Raw genomic sequence first — 20,377 nt, forward strand, 5'->3', positions numbered from 1 at the left:
AGTCGAGTGACCTGTGGGGAAAATCCAACGTCATCCGGCCATGAGGGAACAATAGTACATCGACTGTTCAGTTGCCCCCATTTGGGGAACAAGGTCAGCGCAGACCGTTGATTGCGAATTTTTCGACGTACCGGCGCACAGTCGCGGGCTTGGACATGTCGAACGTCTGCGCCTCATTGACCGTGGAAAACGAGTAGATGATCCGCGCGAGCCATTCGCTGGCGGCGGTGACGTCGACACTCGCCCCGACCTCACCGCGCTCTTGGGCCTCGCGCACATAGGGAACCAGGAACGCTGTTGTGCGCCGTACGGCCGTGTCGCCGTCGGAGACCATGTGCCGCATCAACTCGGCGTCGTCGGCCATGAGCCGGTTCCTCGTCCGGTGTTCGAGCAAGATGGTGGCGTGGGTTTCGGCCATTGCGCCGACCTTTTCGGCTAAGGTCGACTTCTTGGCCATGGCGGCGGCGACTTGCTGGTAGAACCTTTGCGCGCCGAACTCGATGGCCGCGTCAATCAGGACGTTGCGGTCCTCGAAGTAGCGATAAACGGTGCCGCGTGACACCCCGGCCATCCGGGCGACGTCCTGCACGCTGGTGCGCTGGATCCCGAGTTGCGTGAAGCACTCGTTCGCCGCCTCGAGAATCTGGTCACGGCGGTCGAACTCATCTTGATGGTCGTTGAGCTCGGCTGTGACTCGCTCAGTCGACATGTCGCTCCTCGCCGCGAAATCAGTTTGTCAAGTCCCCCATGGTACGCGCGACACCGGCTGTTCCGATGATCCGGCACACCCGGCAAGCTGAACTGCATTTTTACGGAGCCCGCTGGTTAATCACCGCTACATATTGCGTTCTATTGTTCAATATGCCAACTTATCCTCGATCCGCCGAGTCGGCGAACTACACCAAAAGCGAGGAGGAGCGGAGTTGGACCTCGGGCTGCGCGGACGCAATTTCGTGATCGTGGGCGGCAGCACCGGTATGGGGTTCGCCGCGGCCGAGCAGCTTGCCGGCGATGGCGCCAATATCGCACTGCTGGCGCGCGACGGCGACCGCGCCGCAGACAAGGCGAAGCTGCTCTCCGACCGGTTTCGTGTGCGCGCTGTGGGCATCAGCGTCGACGCCGCCGCGCCCGGTGACGGCGTCGATCGCGCGGTTCAGCGGGCCGCCGACGAATTGGGACCACTGCGCGGCCTCGCCGTTACCGCCGGCCCGATGAAGCAGCAGGGCCCGTTTCTGGAGCACGGCGATGACTCGTGGGACTGGTACTACCAGATGATTTTGATGGCTACAGTGCGCTCCTGCCGCGCGATCATCCCCCACCTGACGCGCAACGGCGGCGGGACGGTGGTGACCACGGCCGCCTATTCGGTGCGGGCGCCCAAGATCCTGATCCCGCCCTACAACGCACTCAAGGCGGCGGTGCTGACAATGTCGAAGATCCTGGCCAAAACCCACGGGAAAGACGGGATTCGGGTAAACACTGTGTGCCCTGGTCTCTTCGATACCGAAGTCAATGACTTTATCCGCGCTGAGCGGGCGCAGCAGTACGACGTTCCGCTCGAAGATGCCATCTATACGCATCTGGCGAGCAACCCGGCGTGGAACATGCGGGTGGCACTCGACCGCGGCGGGCGCCCGCACGAGGCCGGTGAGCTGATTGCTTTTCTACTCAGCGATCGGGCCGCGTACCTGACCGGCGCGACAATCAACATCGACGGGGGCACCGACTTCTAGGCGCGCACTCGGTTCAGTGGCCCGGCGGCGCCCGGCAAAGCCGGAAACCAACTGAACATACGTTGTCTAGTTGTTCCGCTACTGTTACCTGAAGATGGGCGGTAAAGGCGGGAGGTCCAACATGGCCGTTGCCACGGAAATCGATACCAGATGGTCGCGCGACCGGGACGAGGGCTTCGAATTTCGGCTCGACGTTCTCGCCTACAGCACCGCTGATTTAGTGCAATCGGCCGGTGGTTGGCTGTTTGACCGGGCCGCCCAGGGTTGGGATGTGGCCGTGGGGGTCGTCGATGATGACGCGGCGCTGGCACTGCGCATCTTGGGTGTGCGCGCCATGCCGCTGGTGACAGCCCTGGAGCGGTTCACTGAGGGCCCGCCGGCGCGCGAGGTCGCAGTGGCGTCGCAGGCGTGGACGCAGGAGGCTGGGGTTGGCGACATCGTCGACGCCGCCCTGGGCGCTTGCCGGTCGGAGCTGACGTTGTGGGGCGCCCCCAGCGTGCTGGCGGGCGACCCGCGACTACATGATGCCGCTCATCGGCTAAGCGCTGCTGCTCGTGTGTTCAAGGCACACGCACTTTTGGCCACCGGGTTGCCGACCCGTCCGGTCTGTACCTCCGAGAACTTTCGCAGTACCTGCGAACCCGCGGCCGTGACGGCAGCGTGGACTTGCACGCGTCCCCGGCAAGGACGTGATCAGATCCCAATTCGATCCGCCAGCAACCGGCGGTGGTAAGCGGCGTCGCCCAGCAGGTGCCCGGATGACTCGGCCCGTTTGAAGTACAGGTGGGCGGGATGCTCCCAGGTGAAGCCGATCCCACCGTGGATCTGGATGTTGGCGGCCGCGGCGCGGACGTAGGTGTCCGAACAGTACGCCTTGGCCAACGACGCGGCGGCGGGTAGCTCCTCGGAGAGGTTCGCCGCCACATGTAATGCGTATTGCGCTGCCCCGCGGGCACATTCGACATCCAACATCAGGTCAGCGCACTTGTGCCGGATGGCCTGGAAGGAGCCGATCGGCCTGCCGAACTGGCGGCGCGTCTTCGCGTAGTCGACCGCCAGGTCGAGACAGCGCTGGGCACCGCCTACCTGCTCTGCGGCCAGACCCGCGGCGGCGATGTCCAATGCGCGGGACAGTACGGGCCAGGCGGCGCCGTCACTGCCGATCAGCTCTGCCGAGGTGTCGGAGAAGTCGAGGCGCGCCTGACGTCGCGTGGGGTCCAGCGTGGACAGCGTCCGTCGGGTCAGGCCATCGGACGTCCGGACGGCGAACAACGAGACGCCGGCATCGGTGCGCGCGGCAACCAACACGAGGTCGGCGATGTATCCGTCGAGCACAAACATCTTGGTGCCGTTGAGGATCCAAGCTTCCCCCTGGCGCCGTGCCCGAAGCTGAATGCTCTCAGCGTCCCAGCGGCCGGACCCTTCGGTTAGCGCCAGCGTGGCGATGGTGTCTCCCGATGCGATCCCGGGAAGGTAATGGGCTTGAGCTTCGTAGTCGTCGCACTGCATGAGGGCGTTGCCGGCCAACACCACTGAGCCGAAGAACGGACCTGGCAACAGTGCGCGGCCCGCCTCCTCGAGAACCACACCGAGTTCGACGAAGCCGAAACCGGTGCCCCCGAACTCTTGTGGAATGGCCAGACCGTGCAGCCCCAGCTGTTCGGCCATCTGCCGCCACACGGCAGCGTCATAACCTTCCGGCGTCTGCATGACGCGGCGCACCTCGGCCTCTTGCGATTTGAGCTCGAAAAATGAGCGCACCGTGCGGCGCAGTTCGAGTTGCTCATCGGTCAGGACGAAACCCTCAGCGGTGCTGGCCATCTCACGGATCTCGCTCATCTGTCTCGGCGCGTCCGGTCGGGTTTACCCGAGGAGCGTCTGCATTCCGCCGCAGGGTACGCAGCCACGCGCCGACGGGAGCGGGTGCCGGCACCGGGGTGTCCAGGCGGCCGGGGTCGGCGACCCAGAACTCCTGCCAAGACGGGAACGCGTCGTGGAAAGCGCCGTCGTGCCGGGCCGAGCCGGGCCAGCGCATCTTTTGCGGGCCGACCGGCGGATCGGTGATATCGGTTTGGTACCAGAACAATGGGACGCGCCGCGCGAAGTACCAGCGCCCTTCACGGCGCTGGTAGCTGTCGAGATAGGCGAGCAGTTCTATGACCCACACGGACTCGGTTTCCAGGTCGTTGCGCGAATAGACCAGTCCGGTGGCACGGCCGGCGTCGTGGACGTCGATGATGTGTCCGAGCACGCCGTGGGTGCTGCCCAACAGGTCGTGGCGCAGTTCGGTGTCATACCAGGCGCGCAGGGCAGCGCGGCCGCTGCGCTTGCCGGGCACGCCCACGTCGTCGACGAACAGGTTCACCAACGCGTCCAGATCGCGCATGTCCAGGGCGACAGCGTATTTCGCGGCCAGCTGACGGATCTCGTCGAGCGCTTCCAGGCGTTCGAGGCGTGCCTGCAGGTCTGCGAGCGACGTCACGACAGTTGTCCCGTCGAAACCAGCGCGGTCAGCCGGGCCTTGTCGATCTTGTTCGTCGTGGTGTAGGGCAGCCCGTCGGCGTCGGGCAGGATTACCCACCTCTTGGGCACCTTGTATGCGGCCAACTCTTTGCGGCAAGCGGCGACCAATTCGTCGGGCGCGGCGCTCGCACCTTCGTTGAGTACGACAACGGCGCCCACAACCGCGCCCTTGTCCGGGTCGGGAACTCCGATGACATAAGCAATCCGGACGCCTTCGAGTCTGCCGATCGCAGCCTCAACCTCGATCGGCGCGACGTTGGCCCCGGACGTTTTGATCATGTCGTCGATACGGCCGGTGAAGTACAGGTGCCCGTCGTCGTCAAGGTAGCCTGCGTCCTTGGTGTGATACCAGCCGTCGGCGTCGAATACCTCCGAATGCTGGCGCCCGACGATGCCGCGCATCATTGCGAGACCGCGAACACAGATCTCACCCACGGTGCCGTTGGGCACCTCGTCGCCGACTTGGTCGACGACCTTGTGCTGGTAGCCGGGCGCGGAGAGGCCCAGCGATCCCCGTTTGGATTCGGGCACCTGTTCGTGTGGCGGCCACCAGGTATGGGAGCTGCAGGTCTCGGTCATGCCGAGTTGAGCGACGCGAAGCGAAGGATCGTCGGCGCGGCGGTCCGGCGTCAACAGCACCTGCTGATAGCCCTCGCGCAGAGCGGACAGATCGGTCGAGGCGAAATCGGGGTGGTTGGTAAGCGCGGGCCCGACGTGCGGGAAACCGGTTGCATACGTGGCGCGTTCGGCCTGTAGCAAGCGCAGCACATCGCCGGCGTCGAACCGGTGCTCGGTCAATATCGTCACGCCGAGCTGCATCGGGCCCAGCAGACCGAATACCAGTCCACCCACCCAGAAGAATGCCATCGGGACGTAGACGCGGTCGGTTGATTCCCATCCGTGCTGGCCGGCGATGAACCGCGAGTGAGCGATCGCCGTCGCGTGCGTGTGGATGATTCCTTTGGGATCCGATGTACTGCCCGACGTGTAGATAACCATCAGGTCGTCGGCTGGGCGGACAGTCGCTTCGCATGCGTGCAGAAAGGACTCCGACGCCGGTTCGGGCCAGCCGGGGTCGGGTTCACCCAGCCGAAAGACCTTGCGTAGCTGGGGAACGCGTTCCAGGTAGAGCGTTCCGTCGGCGTTCGTCGGTCCGCCGATGGTGTCGACGATGCGCTGGTGGATGTCTTTGCCGAGCAGCGTGTCGACGGACAGCAGTGTATGGATGTCGCCATCGCGCAACAGCCAGGCCAGTTCGGCTGGTTGGAAGAAGGTGTTGATCGGCACTGCCACCGCACCGATGCGTGTCGTCGCCAGAAAGGCCACGGCGAAATCTGGACCATTGGGCGCGAGTATCCCGACGCGCGTGCCCTTGGTCACCCCGGCCGCAATGAGTCTGCGGGCCATCTCGGCAGATCGCGTGTCGGCCTGTGCATAGCTGATCCGCTGATCGGTGCCGTCGCCCACCGAGGAGACGATGAACTCGCTGTGGTTATGCGCGGCAACCACTTCGGCGAGCATTTTCGGCATCACCGGCTGATAGGGGAGGGGGTCGTAGGCGAATGTCCTCAATCGACAACCCATCGCGGCTCTCGCTTCTCGGCGAAAGCGACCATTCCCTCGCGGTAGTCGGGGTGCGTCATTTGATGCTGCAGCACATAGCGATACGCGACGTCGTTAGCGGCGTGCAGGCCGACGTCCAGGCTGGTCCACATCGCCTTGATCGACGCCTGCACGGTGGCCGGTGACAGCTGTGCGATCGACAGCGCGATCTCGCGCGCACGCTGCTGCAACCGCGGCGCGGGTACCACCTCGTTGATGAGCCCGATCTCGTAGCCTCGCTGCGCGGTAATGCGTCCCTCTTTGGTCATCAGTGCCAGCTGCATCACCATCGACAACGGCATCCGGCGCAGCAGGACCGCGGGCTCGAGTGCAAATACGTTGCCAACTTTCAGATGGGTATCGATCAGCTCGGCGTGCTCGGCAGCGATGATCAAGTCGGCATCGGCGACCTGGTGCAGTCCGCCGCCGACGACCATCCCGTTGAGCGCGCAGATAACCGGCTTCCATACGTTGTGGTGAAGGCGTGAACCGGGCACTTTGTTGCGGATTCCGCCTTCGGCGGTCGCACGGATGTCCTGGCCGGCGCAGAACGCGCGGTCGCCGGCGCCGGTGATAATGGCTACCCGGATGTCCGAGTCGTCGCGCACGCGAGCCCACGCCATACCCAGCTCAGTGCGGGTCAGGTCATCGGTGGCGTTGAGCCGGTCCGGCCGGTTGATCGTGATCGTCGCGACATGGTCGCTGACGTCGAACAGTATTCGCCTCAAATCCACGAAAGTCCCCTGCCTCGACCGCCTAACGACGCTAGACACTTTAGCAGGAAATGTTTCATCGTTCCGCCTGGGGATATCAGGGCATCCACTGGCCGCCGGAGACCGAAATGAGCTGGCCGGTGAGGTGTTTCGCGTCGGGTGAGCACAAGAATACGACCACGCGGGCCACGTCGCCGGGTTCGCCGATCTGCCCGGTCAGCGTTGAGGCCCGCATCTGTTCGATCTCGCTGTCGGACTTGCGCGACAGCAGCCACGGGGTTGCGGTGGTGCCGACCACCACCGTGTTCACCCGGACGCCGAGCGGTCCGAGTTGCACGGCCATCAACCGGCTCAGGCCTTCGACGCCGGCTTTGGCCGCGGCGTAGGCCGGGGGGCCGGTGCGCACGCCGTGTGCCGACACCGAGCTGATATTCACGATGGCTCCCGTCCTCTCGTCGACCATCTGTCGGGCGACCACTTGCGCCATGATGAATGTGCCCTTGAGGTTGACGTCGACGATGTGGTCCCAGTCCTCGTCGGTCTGATCCAAGAACGTGGCCGGCAGCGTCATCCCTGCGTTGTTGATCAGTGCGCGAATCGGACCATGTTGGACGGCTAGGTCGTTCATCGCCGCCTCGACCGCGGCACGGTCGGTAATCGACAGCTGCAACGGGATGAGCAGTCCGGCGCGGGCCGCATCAGTGTCGTGGGCGCGCCCGATCGCTTTGGCGTTCACGTCGACGACGGCGGTCCGGTAGCCGGCCTCGATCAGCTCGGCGACGATCGCCTCGCCTATGCCGCGCGCTCCGCCGGTGACCACCGCAAGTGGGCGTCGCTCATCCGACACGGCGCCCCCTGCTCCCTTTGACCGCGCGCTCGATGCGGGTGATTGACGGTCGCATCAGCGCGACTGTTTCGGCCATAGTGGCGACCAGGTCATCCGTTCCGCCACCGGCCACCCAGACGTCGATCGCGGCGCGGTTGGCGCCGTTGATCACCGTGGCGGCCAGCCGGGGCCGCACATCAAGGTGCGGGTCGGTGCCCAGCCAGCGCGCCACTTCTGCGGTCATCTGATCGATCCAGTCTTCGTTGATCCGCAGCATCGTCGCACGTAGTGCGGGTAGACGGTGGTACATCTGTGCCCGGACCAGAAAGATCTCCGGCTGTTCGCTGATGGCCAGCGCGACGGCCTCGGAAGCTTCGGCGAGCGCACTGGCCAGCGGGCCCGACTTCGATGCGCGAAAGCGCCGGGTGGCTTCCTCGAGGCGCTCGGCATAGCCGTGAAAGAGGATGTCGTCCTTGGTAGAGAAATGATGAAAGAACGTTCGTGGGGCGACCCCGGCCGCCGCGGAGATCTGTTCGACAGTCGTCTGGTCGTATCCGTTGGCGGTGAACAGGTCGAGGGCCGCGGCGATCAGCGACTCCCGATTGCGTTGGCCGCGGGCTCGCCGTTGATCCATGGTCAGCATCCCCTCATGGTGGCCGCGCCGGCACTGAGCGCGACAACGTCACCTTGCCGGGTCTGAAATCGGACGGAATCGCCAGTGCGCCAGATAGCGGTGCACAGTTCAGCGTCGAGTTTGACCGGCTTGGCGAACCGGCATTCGATCGAGGTCAGCCGTTGGGGGACACCGCCGCCGACCGCCTTGATCAGCGCCCGCGCGGCGAAGCCCAGGGTGCACAAGCCATGCAGGAAGACGTCGTCAAAACCGAATTTGCGCGCTGCGGTGGGATCGATGTGCAGTGGGTTGCGGTCCCCGCTGAGGCGGTAGATGGCGGCCTGCTCAGGGCGGACCACATCGGCGTACACCGAGTCGGGTGTGCTCGTTGGGTCCGCCGCCCGCGCTGGGCCGCGGGACCCGCCGAAGCCGCCGCCGCCCAACACCATCGTCTCCCCGGTTGCGGTGAACAACGGGCCCTCGGAGTCGACGCCGCGTGAGGTCACCTCGATTGCGGCATGCTTGCCGGTGTCCCAGATCCCGGTGACTTCCGCTGTCACATTCACCTCGCCGCTGGAATCAACCGGCCGGTCGAGTTGTAACGACTGTGCCGAGTGCACGATCGGCGAGGATCCGAGATTCAGCGTGGCGCGCAGATCCTTGACCGCCCACCAGTTGGCAATCAACGCGAAGGTGGGAAGCACCTCCGGCCCCCGGTGCTCGTCGAGCAGGTTCAGTTCGCCGGGCGGACGTGCCCCGACGCCAAGCGCGTAGAGGACGACGTCGGCGCTCGTCCACCGGAAGCTCGTTGGTGCCAGGGTGGTGCCTACCAGGGTGTCGGAGAGGGTCGCGGGCACGGTCACAAGGCCTCCACTGGGATAGAACGGATTGACGATACCTGTTCGATCGTGCAATATAGTGGCAGTAACTGCAACTATATTTTTAGACGGAGGTGTCGGCATGCGGTTCGGCGTGTTCATCCTCGGCGACAAGCCCCACAACCTCAGCCACCAGGAGGTTTTCGCCAATGTGCTCGAGGAGGCGCGGTGGGCCGAGGAGCTGGGCTATGACGAGATCTGGCTGGCCGAACACCACTTCTCGCCGTATGGCTCGCTTGCCGATCTCCCGCTGGTGGCCGCGGCAATCGCCGCGCAGACGGAGCGGATCAGGATCGGCACCGCATGCATGGTGGCACCCTTCCACGACCCGATTCACCTGGCCGAGCGCATCGCCATGGTCGACAGCCTGAGTGGCGGGCGCTTCGATGCCGGCTTCGGGCGTGGGTATCAGGCGCACGAGTTCAAGGGCTTCGGCATATCGATGGACGAGGCCACCACCCGCTACCAGGAGTGCGTGGAGATCGTCGATTTGCTGTTGACCCAGGACAACGTGAGCTACCAGGGCAAGTACTGGCAGCTCGAGGATGTGACCGTTGAACCGCGCCCGGTGCAGAATCCGATCCCAGTGTGGGGCACGGTGATGAAGACACCGTCGAGCTTCGAGTGGCTCGCCGACAAGGGATTCGGCGCCATCATCGGCAACCCCTATCAGGTCGACCCGGACCTGCAGGGCGCGCTTGACATCTACCTCGAAACCCAAGCCAAGAAAGGTCGGACGGCGCAGACGAGTGGCGTCTGGGCGCTGCTGAACGCGTTCTGTCACACTGACGACGAGTTCGCCCGCACCTATCCGCGCGAAAGCGTCGAGATGTCCATCCAGACCCATCGCCAGTACTCCAACCCATTCGAACGCGGCGGTGAGATACCGGCTGACTACAAGGCCTACTCCGACTGGTTCCAGAAACATGACAAGCAGAGCTACGAGCAGGTGCTGAATTCTCATCTGACGCTGATGGGTGACCCGGACCGGATCATCGAGAAGATGCGCACCGTGGTCGACATGGGCTGGCGCAACATCATCCTCCGGATGTCGCGGGGTGGCGCGATGGACCGGGCCAAGGTCTACGAGTCGATGAAACTGTTCGCCGAAGAGGTGATTCCGGCGGCGGCCGAGCTCGCGGCGGCGCCGGCTTGAGCCAACGGCTGAGCGCTCGAATCCGCGCAATCCTGGCGCTCGATCCCTCTGCCCCTGCGATCGAGTACCAGGGCGTCTGGACCGACTGGCAGGCGATTGGCGACATCGCCACCGGAGTTGAAAGCTTGTTGAGATCTGCGGGTTTGAGCGAGGGGTCTCCGGTTGGCGTCGTCCTGCGCAATCATCCTGCGATGGTGGCGGCATTGCTTGGCGTGATACTGGCCGACGGCTGCATTGTCACCATCAACGCATCCCACGGCGACGCCGGACTAGCCGCCGACATCGAGGAGCTACGGGTTCCCGCGGTGATCGGGCTCGGCGCGGACTGGGAGCGAGCCGGCGTCGCCGCGGCCGCATCCGGCTCACTGGGGATCGAGGTGGCCAGCGGACCCTCGCTCGTGTCGGCCGTTGCGGGGCTGGGCAAGCTCGGCGACGGTCCGTTCCGGGAAGAGCCCGACGGCATCGCCGTCGAGATGCTCACCAGCGGGACCACTGGACCGCCCAAGCGAATACCGTTGGCGTATCAAGCATTCGAGCACACCGTGGCGGCTGCCTCAGCGCACTACGGGTCGGGCGACACCACCGACGACCTGCGGCTGCGGACCGGGGTGGCGATCGTCAGCTCACCGCTGGTGCACATGTCCGGGCTGTTTCGCGCCCTGCTCAACATCTGGCAAGGGCGCCGGATCGCACTGCTGGACAGATTCCGGGTACCCGACTTCGTCGACCTAGTGGTGCGTCACCGTCCCAAAGCGCTCAGCCTGGTGCCGTCCGCGCTGGCGATGGTGCTCGACGCACAGGTTGATCCCGACGTGTTCTCGAGTGTCGAGGTGGTCACCTCGGGGACCGCTCACCTTCCGGTGCCCGTTCAGGAGCAGTTCGAGGAACGCTTCGGCGTGGCGGTGCTGCCGTCCTATGGCGCCACCGAGTTCGCCGGCGGCGTCGCGGGCTGGAACCTCGCGTTGCACCGCGAGTGGGCAAAGGCCAAGCGCGGCAGCGTCGGTCGCCCGCAAAGCGGACGCGAGATCCGCATTGTGTCTGTCGACGACGGCGCCGAGTTGCCGATCGGGGAGCAAGGTCTGATCGAGATTCGCACCCGGGGCGGCGAATGGGTACGCACCACTGATCTCGGCCGGGTCGACACCGACGGTTTTCTCTACGTCGAGGGCCGCACCGACGATGTGATCATCCGAGGCGGGTTCAAGGTCGCTCCCGCCGACATCGTCACGGTGCTGCGCAGCCATCCCGCCGTGCGCGACGCGGGGATCACCGGTATTCCCGACGAACGGCTTGGCGCGGTGCCGGTCGGTGCGGTCGAACTCGCCGACGGCGCCCGAGTCGAGACCGAAGAGCTGCTCGACTATGCACGCGAGCGCCTCACCCGCTATCAGGTGCCGGCCAAGCTGGTGATCGTCGGCGAACTGCCGCGAACGCCGTCGCTGAAGGTCAGCCAGCCCGGACTGCGCGAACTGTTCGAAGGGAAACGGAGTTGAGTGTCGAAACCCGAGGAGCGGCCGCGGTAGTCGGTGTCGCCGACGAGGTGTCGCCGTCCGGCGTCATCGACGTACCGCTGCGGGAGTTGGAGGCCCGCGTCGTTTCCGCTGCGCTGGCCGACGCGGGGTTGTCGCTGCGTGACGTTGACGGGCTGTGCAGCTGCACCGGCGGCACGTTGATGCATTCCGTGGAGCTGGCCGAATATCTGGGAATCACACCAAGATTCACCGACGCCACGCAAATCGGCGGCGCGAGTTACGGACTGTATGTCGAACACGCCGCCGCCGCCATCGCCGCCGGCCTCGCGGAGACAGTGGTGATCGTGTACGCCTCGACACCGCGCGCCGCGCGCAAGCGTGGTGAAAAAGGACTCGGGGTGTTCGCCACCCCCGAACGACTGGAGTGGGAGATGCCGTTTGGGGTGATGTTGCCGATCAGCGCATACGCGCTCGCGGCCAATCGGCATATGGCGGTCTACGGCACCACCGCCGAACAGCTCGCGCAGATCGCCGTCGACACCCGGGCATGGGCAGCGCGAAATCCGCGGGCGCACCTTCGTGACCCGATCACCATCGACGACATACTTAGCTCGGGGTTCCTCGCCGAGCCAGTGCACAAGCTCGAATGCTGCCTGGTGACCGATGGGGCGGCCGCCGTCGTCGTCACCAGCGCCGAGCGGGCCCGCTCGCTTGCCAAGCCGCCGGCCTACGTGCTGGGCGCCGCGTCGGCCGCATCGCACGCGATGATCTCGCAGATGCCCGACCTCACCCTCACGCCCGGCGCCATATCGGGACCGGCGGCCTTCGCCGCCGCCGGGCTGACTCCGGATCAGATCGACGTGGTGCAGCTCTACGACTCGTTCACCATCACGGTGCTGCTGGCGCTGGAAGACCTCGGTTTCTGCGCGAAAGGGGAGGGCGGTGCCTTTGTCGGAGACGGCGTCTTGGCCCCAGGCGGCGCACTGCCGGGCCAGACCAGCGGCGGCGGACTCGCCTACACCCACCCTGGTGCTTTTGGCGTCTTCTTGCTCGTCGAGGCCACCCGGCAATTGCGGGGCGAATGCGGCGACCGGCAGGTCGCGGGCGCGCAGACCGCGCTGGCACATGGCACCGGCGGTGTGCTGTCAGCGACGTCGACGGTAATCCTGGGAACGGAGGCAACCTTATGAGCGACGCCCTTCCGGTACCCGAACCTAGCGCGGCGTCGGCTCCGTACTGGGAAGCTACCCGCCGGCACGAGCTGACGATGCAGCGCTGCGATTCCTGTCGACGTCTGGTGTGGTACCCGCGCTTTATCTGCCCACACTGCGGCGAGTCGAAGCTGTGCTGGGAGAAGCTCAGCGGAGACGGCGTCGTCTACGCGGTTAGCGTGCATCACCGCGCCGCATTGCCCGCGCTGGCCGACACGGTGCCCTACTCGGTGGTGCTGGTGGATCTCGATGAAGGAGTTCGCCTGATGTCCAACGTCTTTGGTGTCCCTCCCGCGGTCGGAGATCGCGTTTCGGTGGCCTGGGTGCCGCTCGACGGCGGTCGCAACCTTGCGGTGTTCGAGCCCCGATGACAACTCAGCTGCAACGGCACCGACAAGACCTGGTGCTGCGGCACGTCGACGCCGAAAATGCTCGCGATGTTGATGCGGCGTTGGCCACTTTCACCCATCCCCGATACGAAATAATTCCTACCGGAGCTGTTTTCGACGGCGATGCAGCGGTACGCGGCATGTTGCTGCAGCAGTGGAAAGATCTTCCGCTGCTGCGCTATTCGGCAGAGGCGCTATACCACGGCGACAACGGGTTGGTTGTCGAGACCCGGACCACCGCGCCGGGCACGACAATAAACATGCTCAGCATCAACCTCTTCGGGTTTCGTGGGCCCGACCTGATACTGGAGCGCTGTTACTTCGACCGCATGCTGCTGGCCGACCAGCTGAACTCCCCGACAGCCGCACTCTGAGAGACATCGAACGAATGAACAAAATTCGTCATATTGTAGACTCGTGGCCAGTCCATCTCATAACAGGAGAAGTGATGGCCACGCAGCTAGACACCGGGCGTGAAACGCTGAGCAGCGATCGCGCCATTGAGTTGTATCGCCTGATGAGCAAGGTCCACCACGCCGATCAACGGGTTCGAAAAGGCTTGTCGTCCGGAGAGATCGCGATGAGCTACTGGCCGGTGGACGGGCAGGAAGCGATGTCGGCCGGCGCGGCACTGGCGTTGTCCCACTCCGATCAACTGGTCACCACCTATCGCGGGCTGGGCGACGTCGTCGCCAAGGGGATCGACCTGGCCGGTTACTTCGGTGAGATCCTCGGGCGGCGCACTGGCCTGTCGAAAGGCAAGGCCGGCGCCATGGGCATATTCGATCCCGACCACGGAATCGCCTGGACAACCGGCATTGTCGGCGCCGGCCCACTCATCGGCAATGGCATCGCGTTGGCGGCGTCGCATCGCAAGACCGGGCAGGTGGTGCTCGTCAGCTTCGGCGACGGCGCCACCAGCATCGGCTACGTCCACGAGGCGATGAACATGGCCGCGCTGTGGTCGCTGCCCGTCGTATTCTTCTGCCAGAACAACGCATGGGCCGAATGCACAGCGATGGCGCGGTACACCCGCTCAAAACGGTTATCGGACAGGGCCGCCGGCTACTCGATGCAGGGAGCCACCGTCGACGGCACCGATCCGCGGGCGGTCTACACCGCAGTCCACGATGCAGTCGAACGGGCCAGGTCAGGCCACGGCCCGACGTTCGTAGAAGCTGTCGCCTACCGGCTCCAGGGCCATTACTTCGGCGACGCCATGGGCTACGCCGACCCCGACGAGCTCGCCGCCAAACGCGCCGACCCGCCGTTCGCCCGGTATCGCAAGAGTCTGATCGAGGAAGGCGCCGCCACGGCGGCAGACCTCGACAGGATCGATTCCACACTGGCCGCCGAAATCGAGGAAGCGTTCGCGTCGGCGCGCGATGCTGCGCAACCTGACGTTGACGAACTCACCCGTGATGTATTCACCGGCAACGGATCCGAAGTGGCCGTGCGCGGGCAGGTCCATGCGACGCTGCCGCGCGGCGACACCGAAGATCTCGGGCTGGTCCAGGCGATTCATCGCACCCTCGACCGGGCGATGGCGGCCAACGATTCGATCATTTTGCTGGGTGAGGACATCGGGGACGCCTCAGGCGGAGGCATGTTCAAGATCACGGCGGGTCTTTCGGCGAAGTACGGCGACAATCGCGTGCTCGATACCCCGATTGCGGAATCGTCGATCATCGGTGCGGCCCTCGGTGCTGCGCTGGGCGGGCTTCGCCCGGTTGCCGAGCTGATGTTCATGGACTTCCTCGGTGTGGCGATGGATCAGATCGGCAACCATGCTGCCAAGGTCCGTTACATGTCGGGTGGCCGCAAAGGCGCACCGATGGTGATCCGCACAATGGTGGGAACGGCTGCGGGACCGCAACATTCCCAAGCCTTTGAAGCGTGGGCGATGCACATTCCCGGAATCAACGTGGTGTGGCCCAGCACCGCGGCCGACGCGGTCGGCTTGCTCAATGCGTGCCTGGCCGAGAACGATCCGTGTCTGTTCATCGAGTCGATGAAGCTTTACTATGGCGGCGGAAAAGGCCCTGTTCCCGTTGCGGATTACGTGATTCCACTTGGCCAGGCCGACGTCAAGCGGACGGGGGGCGACGTCACGATCTGCACCTATGGCGTGATGGTGCATGCGGCGCTGGATGCAGCCAAAGAGCTTGAGGCCGAAGATGTTTCCGTTGAAGTGGTTGACCTTCGAACGCTCGTACCGCTGGACCTCGTCACTGTCCTGGACTCTGTCCGCAAGACCAAGCGTCTGGTGGTTACTCACGAATCGGTTGGTTTCTGTGGGCCGGGCGCTGAGATCTCCGCTGCCGTCGGCACGGAGCTGTTCGGTGAGCTGTCGGCGCCCATTCAACGAGTGGCGGGCACCTACACGCCCGTGCCGCGTGCCGCGAGCCTGGAGGCGGCATGTCGCCCGAACACCAGCCAGCTTGTCGAGGCGGTCAGGAGGATCGTGTGACTGAGGTGCGAATGCCCAAACCGGGCGACGCGATCACCGAAGCGGAACTCACGCAGGTCCATGTGGCGGACGGGCAGTCGGTCACGGAGGGCGACCCGCTGTACGAGATCGTCACCGACAAGGTCGATATGGACATCGAAGCCCCGGCCAGTGGCGTGGTGACCTGGAAGGTGGACGTCGGGGGCAGCTACGGGGTCGGCGAGTTGCTCGCCGTGATCGAGGCACCGTGACGCAGCTGCCCGAGTCGGTCGACCTCGGCGCGGCCGAGCTGGCGGGTCGTATTCGCGGAGATACCCTGACCGTGACGATCGACCGGCCGGAGAAGCGCAACGCCCTGACCGCCGACGGCTATCACGGCATCAAACGTGCCGCGATGATCGTGGCCGACGAGCCCGACCTGAACTTTCTTGTGCTCACCGGGTCTGGTGACGCATTCTGCGCCGGCGGCGACATGAACGCCGTGGGAAACCCTGACCGCGGCTGGGACGCCTTCACCGAGGCCTATGACGCGACACCCTTTGAGACGCTCGGCAAGATTCCCAAGATCGTTCTGTGTGCTGTGAACGGCATGGCCCTTGGCGGCGGTCTGGTGATGACGCTGTTCGCGGACCTGGTCATCGCCTCGGATCGAGCAAAATTCCGTGTGCCCGATCTCACTCGCGGGGTATTCGAAGCCTTCATCGCGGCCCGTATTCCGCAACGTGTCGGCACATTACGGGCGAACCACCTCATCTACGGAAACGACTGGATCGACGCGGCCGAAGCCGAACGGCTGGGCATCGTCGGCAAACTGGTGCCGCACGAGTCGCTCGAGTCGGAAACCGAGACGCTGCTGGAACGGGTCCGCATGACCGGCCCCGCCGCCCGCGCGGCGATGAAGCGCGAGATGTGGCGGGCGTTGCCCCCGGTGGACGTATCCGGTTACTGGGCGACGATGGGCACCGCCGAGCAGATCGAGGCTTTCACGGCGTTCTTACAAAAGCGATCCCCCAACTGGACCGCGGGTCACGAGCGAGACGCGTTTGTCCAGACCCGCAGACCGGCGTGGATGCCGTCCGACTCCTGAAAGGAATCGACTGCCGTTGATCACGACAAGATTCACCGAGGTGTTCGGTGTCGAGCACCCGATCGTACAGGGCGGGATGCAGTGGGTCGGTCGTGCCGAGCTTGTTGCAGCCGTCGCGAATTCAGGGGCACTCGGTTTAATCACCGCCTTGACACAGCCGAAACCCGCCGACCTGGCGAACGAAATCGCGCGGTGCCGCGATATGACAGACAAGCCGTTCGGGGTCAACCTGACGATCCTGCCGACGATCAATCCGCCGCCCTACGACGAATACCGACGGGTGATCGTCGACGCCGGCATCAAGATCGTCGAAACCGCCGGGTCTAATCCCGCGCCGCACCTGCCGATGTTCCACGACAATGGCATCAAGGTCTTGCACAAGTGCACCTCGGTGCGCCACGCGGTCAAGGCGCAGAGCCTCGGCGTGGACGGCATCAGCATCGACGGATTCGAGTGCGCGGGCCATCCCGGTGAAGACGACATCCCCGGGCTGGTGTTGATCCCGGCCGCGGCGGCCAAGATCGAGATCCCGATGATCGCCTCGGGCGGCTTTGCCGATGCCCGGGGGCTGGTGGCCGCGTTGGCGCTGGGGGCCGACGGGATCAACATGGGGTCGCGGTTCATGTGCACGGAGGAGTCCGCAATCCACCAGAACGTCAAGGAAGCTGTCGTCGCTGGCAGCGAGCTCGACACCGACCTCATCTTCCGGCCGTTGCGTAACACCGGCCGGGTCGCGAGCAACGCGGTGTCTCGTGAAGTCGTCGAAATCCTTGATCATGGAGGGAAGTTCGACGACATCGCTCATCTGGTTGCGGGGAAACGCGGTGCGAAGGTCTATGAGTCCGGGGATCTAGACGCCGGCATCTGGTGGATCGGGACCTCGATGGGTCTGATCGACGACATCCCTACGGCGGGTGAGTTGGTGTCCCGAATCGTGAGTGAGGCCGAAGAGATCATCAACGAGCGCTTGTGCGGGGCTCTACGATGACCGGGCTGCCACCCGGCACGTCGGAGCTCACCGGATGTGAGGAGATCTTGGTGGCCAACGACGGTCCGGTGCGGATCGTGACGCTGAACAACCCTGGCGATGCCAACGCGGTGAACAATGCGATGCACGGTGCGTTCGCCCGGCTGTGGAGCAGGCTTAGCGAAGACGCCGACGCGCGGGCTGTACTGGTGACCGGTACCGGTGACTACTTCTCGGCGGGCGGAAACCTCGTCGAGTGGCTCGAGACCCATGTCAACAACCCGGTGACGCGCCGCGCCGGCATGCGCGATGCCAGAAGGATCGTGCGTGACATGGTCGACTTCCCGCTGCCGATCGTCGCCGCGGTCAACGGACCCGCGGTCGGATTCGGTTGCAGCATTGCAGTTTTGTGCGACATCGTGCTGATGTCCGACCGCGCATTCTTCGCCGACACCCACGTTGCCAGCGGTCTGGTCGCCGGCGATGGCGGTTCGGTCTTATGGCCGCTGTTGATGAGCCTCCTTAAGGCCAAGGAGTACCTGCTGCTCGGAGAGCGGATCAAGGCGGACAAGGCGGTGGAGCTCGGCCTGGCCAATCGGGTGGTGTCGCATGAGTCGATCAAACAGGAGGGGCTCGCCCTGGCGCACCGGCTCGCGGCGCTGCCGGCGCGCGCCGTGCAGGACACCAAGCGCACGCTGAACCTGCACGCTGAACGGGCGATCACCGCAGTCCTAGAATATGGAATTTCCGCGGAGACTGAATGTTTCACAACTCCCGAGCATCGGGCCGCTATCGACAAGTTCCTGAACAGGTAAGTGGTCGATGGTCGATACCGACGCAGCTCTGATAGTGCGTGAGGACCACGGCGCCGTCGCGCGGGTGATGCTCAATCGGCCCGGTCAGCGCAACGCGTTGCGCTACGAGTCGTGGACGGAGTTGTCGCGCGTTCTCGCCGAGGTGGTGGCCGACGATGATGTGCGCGGCATCGTCATCGCCGGCACGGGCGGGTTCTTCAGTGCCGGCGGCGATTTGAAGACCGGACCGGCGTACGGCTCGGGACCTCTAGGTCCGGCGGGTCGCGTCGAGCACGCGCAGCGAGTGATGGAACAGCTCAAAGCGATGCCGGTGCCGACCATTGCGGCGGTCGAGGGTGCCGCGGTCGGTCTGGGTTGGAGTCTCGCGCTGTCGTGCGATCTGGTGATCTGTGCCTCCGATGCGTTTTTCAGCGCACCCTTCGTCGCCCGGGCGGTCGTCCCCGACGGGGGGCTGGCCTGGCGACTGACCCAACAGCTCGGCCGGCACCGCGCCGCCTCGCTGCTGTTGCGCGGCACGCGATTGTCCGCTGTGGAGGCCCAGCACGTCGGCTTGGTGACCGACGTCGTCGAGCCCGGTTCGGCGATCGCGCACGCCGAACACACCGCCGTGCAACTCGCGAAGTCCGACGCGGGCGCGATCGAGATGACCAAGCGGCTGATCAACGCCGCCGAAGCGGCGCAGCTGTCGGCGTTTCACCCCCTGGAGTTGGCGATGGCCACCGTCGCCCAGCAGCGTTCCGCTAGCGGGGAAGCCCGAGGCCCGTGGTCGAAATGAGATCACGCTGAATCTCGCTCGTCCCACCGCCAATCGTGTGCAGCAACGACAGCAGCAGACCCTCCGAGAAGTGACCGTGCAGCAGCGCTTCGGGATCGTCGGGCATCAACTCGCCTGCAGGACCGAGGATCTTGGCACCGAGCTGGCGCAGCTCGGCAGTGAGCTCGGAGTGGTAGAGCTTCGACAGCGACGGAAGCGCCCGGTCCAGCGCACCCGCGGCCTGCAGGTGCGCCACGCGGTAGGACAGTGCGCGGCCCACCTCCACTCGCTCGACGGCACGCGCCAGGGCCATCCGGTTCATCGGATCGGCCAGCGGATCGTGGGCCGATCCGCGCTGGCCGTGGCACCAATCGACAAGCTCGTCGAGAAAGCGCTGTGCCTGCCCAGCCCGGGTGACGTTCGACCGCTCGGCGTCCAGCAGCGCCTTGGCTACTTTCCAGCCTTCGCCCTCGCCGCCGACCAGATTCGCCGCCGGGACGCGCACACCGTCGAAGAACTCCTCGGCGAAGGTCGGATAGCCGGTCATCGAATTGATCGGGCGACGGGTGATCCCCGGCGTCGACAGGTCGACGAGGAAAAACGATATGCCGGCTTGCCGCTTGTCACCCACGGGCGACGTTCGGGCAAGCACAAAGATCCAGTCGGCGAGCACGCCATTGCTCGTCCATGTCTTCTGCCCGTCCAGCACGTAGCAGTCGTGGTCTCGACGAGCGGTCATCCGCAGCGCCGCGAGATCCGAACCGGCGTCGGGCTCGGAGTATCCCTGCGCCCACATCCGCTCCGAGCGTGCGATAGCTGGTAAGTGCTCGCCTTGTTGTTGCGGTGTACCGAACGCAAACAGCACCGGCGCAAGCATGTTGACGCCGTTGGTGTTCACTATCGGGGCGCCGGCGTAGGCAAGCTCTTCGCGGATGACCACCTGCTCGACGACGCCGAGGCCACCACCCCCGTATCGGGCTGGCCAGTGCGGCACGAACCAGCCCTGGCCGTGCAGCTCGCGGCAGAACCCGACCGCTCGCTCATGCGCATCACGGGGCAGGTAGTCCGGGTTGGCGGCAGTGCGCCGAAACTCGTCGGGCAGATGTTCGTCGAGCCACCTGCGCACCCGGCTCCGCAGCGCATCGACGTGCTCGCCGCCACCGAACCGGACGATCGGTTTCAGCGGCAT

Annotated in this window: 22 protein-coding genes; 13 read left to right on the top strand and 9 right to left on the bottom strand. The window is 65.1% G+C overall.

Features of this window, described 5'->3' with window-relative positions; all coding sequences use genetic code 11:
* Positions 1 to 94 precede the first annotated feature (94 nt).
* Positions 95 to 709, bottom strand: coding sequence for a TetR/AcrR family transcriptional regulator (locus AC5Y5W_RS00970; protein WP_500008639.1), 615 nt, complete (start codon positions 707 to 709; stop codon positions 95 to 97).
* A gap of 214 nt (positions 710 to 923) precedes the next feature.
* On the opposite strand from AC5Y5W_RS00970, the gene AC5Y5W_RS00975 reads away from it, so the two are divergent.
* Positions 924 to 1,733: an SDR family NAD(P)-dependent oxidoreductase gene (locus AC5Y5W_RS00975; protein ID WP_500008640.1), complete on the top strand. Its 810-nt coding sequence runs from the start codon at positions 924 to 926 to the stop codon at positions 1,731 to 1,733.
* Positions 1,734 to 1,854: 121 nt separating this feature from the next.
* Positions 1,855 to 2,466 (top strand): hypothetical protein, encoded by a 612-nt coding sequence (locus AC5Y5W_RS00980; RefSeq protein ID WP_500008641.1) that lies wholly within the window; start codon positions 1,855 to 1,857, stop codon positions 2,464 to 2,466.
* On the opposite strand, the gene AC5Y5W_RS00985 is transcribed toward AC5Y5W_RS00980, so the two are convergent.
* From AC5Y5W_RS00985 to AC5Y5W_RS01015, 7 genes are all read right to left on the bottom strand, one after another.
* Positions 2,427 to 3,572 carry an acyl-CoA dehydrogenase family protein gene (locus AC5Y5W_RS00985; RefSeq protein WP_500008642.1) on the bottom strand — a complete coding sequence of 382 codons (1,146 nt, stop codon included), beginning with the start codon at positions 3,570 to 3,572 and terminating at the stop codon, positions 2,427 to 2,429. The two genes, AC5Y5W_RS00980 and AC5Y5W_RS00985, sit on opposite strands and share 40 nt — an antisense overlap.
* On the bottom strand, positions 3,556 to 4,215 hold the full coding sequence (locus tag AC5Y5W_RS00990; RefSeq protein WP_500008643.1) for a nuclear transport factor 2 family protein: 660 nt from the start codon (positions 4,213 to 4,215) through the stop codon (positions 3,556 to 3,558). Before AC5Y5W_RS00990 ends, AC5Y5W_RS00985 begins: the two co-directional genes overlap by 17 nt.
* The gene (locus tag AC5Y5W_RS00995; RefSeq protein ID WP_500008644.1) at positions 4,212 to 5,828 is read right to left on the bottom strand and encodes a class I adenylate-forming enzyme family protein; all 1,617 of its coding nucleotides are present in this window, start codon (positions 5,826 to 5,828) and stop codon (positions 4,212 to 4,214) included. Before AC5Y5W_RS00995 ends, AC5Y5W_RS00990 begins: the two co-directional genes overlap by 4 nt.
* A complete protein-coding gene (locus AC5Y5W_RS01000) occupies positions 5,825 to 6,592 on the bottom strand; it encodes an enoyl-CoA hydratase-related protein (RefSeq protein WP_500008645.1) in 768 nt (255 codons plus the stop codon). The genes AC5Y5W_RS00995 and AC5Y5W_RS01000 overlap by 4 nt, the downstream gene beginning before the upstream one ends.
* A 76-nt stretch (positions 6,593 to 6,668) precedes the next feature.
* Positions 6,669 to 7,418 carry an SDR family NAD(P)-dependent oxidoreductase gene (locus tag AC5Y5W_RS01005; RefSeq protein WP_500008646.1) on the bottom strand — a complete coding sequence of 250 codons (750 nt, stop codon included), beginning with the start codon at positions 7,416 to 7,418 and terminating at the stop codon, positions 6,669 to 6,671.
* Positions 7,408 to 8,040 (bottom strand): TetR/AcrR family transcriptional regulator, encoded by a 633-nt coding sequence (locus AC5Y5W_RS01010; protein ID WP_500008647.1) that lies wholly within the window; start codon positions 8,038 to 8,040, stop codon positions 7,408 to 7,410. The genes AC5Y5W_RS01005 and AC5Y5W_RS01010 overlap by 11 nt, the downstream gene beginning before the upstream one ends.
* Positions 8,034 to 8,873 carry a MaoC/PaaZ C-terminal domain-containing protein gene (locus tag AC5Y5W_RS01015; RefSeq protein ID WP_500008648.1) on the bottom strand — a complete coding sequence of 280 codons (840 nt, stop codon included), beginning with the start codon at positions 8,871 to 8,873 and terminating at the stop codon, positions 8,034 to 8,036. The genes AC5Y5W_RS01010 and AC5Y5W_RS01015 overlap by 7 nt, the downstream gene beginning before the upstream one ends.
* Positions 8,874 to 8,970: 97 nt before the next feature.
* Here AC5Y5W_RS01015 and AC5Y5W_RS01020 point away from each other — a divergent pair, with 97 nt between their 5' ends.
* From AC5Y5W_RS01020 to AC5Y5W_RS01070, 11 genes are all read left to right on the top strand, one after another.
* A complete protein-coding gene (locus tag AC5Y5W_RS01020; protein WP_500008649.1) occupies positions 8,971 to 10,044 on the top strand; it encodes an LLM class flavin-dependent oxidoreductase in 1,074 nt (357 codons plus the stop codon).
* Entirely contained in the window at positions 10,041 to 11,537 is a 1,497-nt protein-coding gene (locus AC5Y5W_RS01025; RefSeq protein ID WP_500008650.1) for a class I adenylate-forming enzyme family protein, read from the top strand. Before AC5Y5W_RS01020 ends, AC5Y5W_RS01025 begins: the two co-directional genes overlap by 4 nt.
* Positions 11,534 to 12,706: an acetyl-CoA acetyltransferase gene (locus AC5Y5W_RS01030; protein ID WP_500008651.1), complete on the top strand. Its 1,173-nt coding sequence runs from the start codon at positions 11,534 to 11,536 to the stop codon at positions 12,704 to 12,706. The genes AC5Y5W_RS01025 and AC5Y5W_RS01030 overlap by 4 nt, the downstream gene beginning before the upstream one ends.
* Complete coding sequence (locus AC5Y5W_RS01035; RefSeq protein WP_500008652.1) at positions 12,703 to 13,098, top strand: Zn-ribbon domain-containing OB-fold protein; 396 nt, start codon at positions 12,703 to 12,705, stop codon at positions 13,096 to 13,098. The genes AC5Y5W_RS01030 and AC5Y5W_RS01035 overlap by 4 nt, the downstream gene beginning before the upstream one ends.
* Complete coding sequence (locus tag AC5Y5W_RS01040; protein WP_500008653.1) at positions 13,095 to 13,490, top strand: nuclear transport factor 2 family protein; 396 nt, start codon at positions 13,095 to 13,097, stop codon at positions 13,488 to 13,490. The genes AC5Y5W_RS01035 and AC5Y5W_RS01040 overlap by 4 nt, the downstream gene beginning before the upstream one ends.
* Positions 13,491 to 13,564: 74 nt before the next feature.
* Complete coding sequence (locus AC5Y5W_RS01045) at positions 13,565 to 15,586, top strand: alpha-ketoacid dehydrogenase subunit alpha/beta (RefSeq protein WP_500008654.1); 2,022 nt, start codon at positions 13,565 to 13,567, stop codon at positions 15,584 to 15,586.
* Complete coding sequence (locus tag AC5Y5W_RS01050) at positions 15,583 to 15,816, top strand: biotin/lipoyl-containing protein (protein WP_500008655.1); 234 nt, start codon at positions 15,583 to 15,585, stop codon at positions 15,814 to 15,816. The genes AC5Y5W_RS01045 and AC5Y5W_RS01050 overlap by 4 nt, the downstream gene beginning before the upstream one ends.
* The gene (locus AC5Y5W_RS01055) at positions 15,813 to 16,652 is read left to right on the top strand and encodes an enoyl-CoA hydratase/isomerase family protein (RefSeq protein ID WP_500021962.1); all 840 of its coding nucleotides are present in this window, start codon (positions 15,813 to 15,815) and stop codon (positions 16,650 to 16,652) included. Before AC5Y5W_RS01050 ends, AC5Y5W_RS01055 begins: the two co-directional genes overlap by 4 nt.
* A gap of 16 nt (positions 16,653 to 16,668) precedes the next feature.
* Positions 16,669 to 17,640, top strand: a complete 972-nt coding sequence (locus tag AC5Y5W_RS01060) for an NAD(P)H-dependent flavin oxidoreductase (protein WP_500008657.1) — start codon at positions 16,669 to 16,671, stop codon at positions 17,638 to 17,640.
* On the top strand, positions 17,637 to 18,434 hold the full coding sequence (locus AC5Y5W_RS01065; protein WP_500008658.1) for an enoyl-CoA hydratase/isomerase family protein: 798 nt from the start codon (positions 17,637 to 17,639) through the stop codon (positions 18,432 to 18,434). Before AC5Y5W_RS01060 ends, AC5Y5W_RS01065 begins: the two co-directional genes overlap by 4 nt.
* Positions 18,435 to 18,441: 7 nt before the next feature.
* Positions 18,442 to 19,209 (top strand): enoyl-CoA hydratase/isomerase family protein, encoded by a 768-nt coding sequence (locus tag AC5Y5W_RS01070; RefSeq protein ID WP_500008659.1) that lies wholly within the window; start codon positions 18,442 to 18,444, stop codon positions 19,207 to 19,209.
* On the opposite strand, the gene AC5Y5W_RS01075 is transcribed toward AC5Y5W_RS01070, so the two are convergent.
* Positions 19,175 to 20,377 (bottom strand): acyl-CoA dehydrogenase family protein, encoded by a 1,203-nt coding sequence (locus AC5Y5W_RS01075; RefSeq protein ID WP_500008660.1) that lies wholly within the window; start codon positions 20,375 to 20,377, stop codon positions 19,175 to 19,177. The two genes, AC5Y5W_RS01070 and AC5Y5W_RS01075, sit on opposite strands and share 35 nt — an antisense overlap.

The organism is Mycobacterium sp. NGS51 (genome assembly GCF_059812525.1).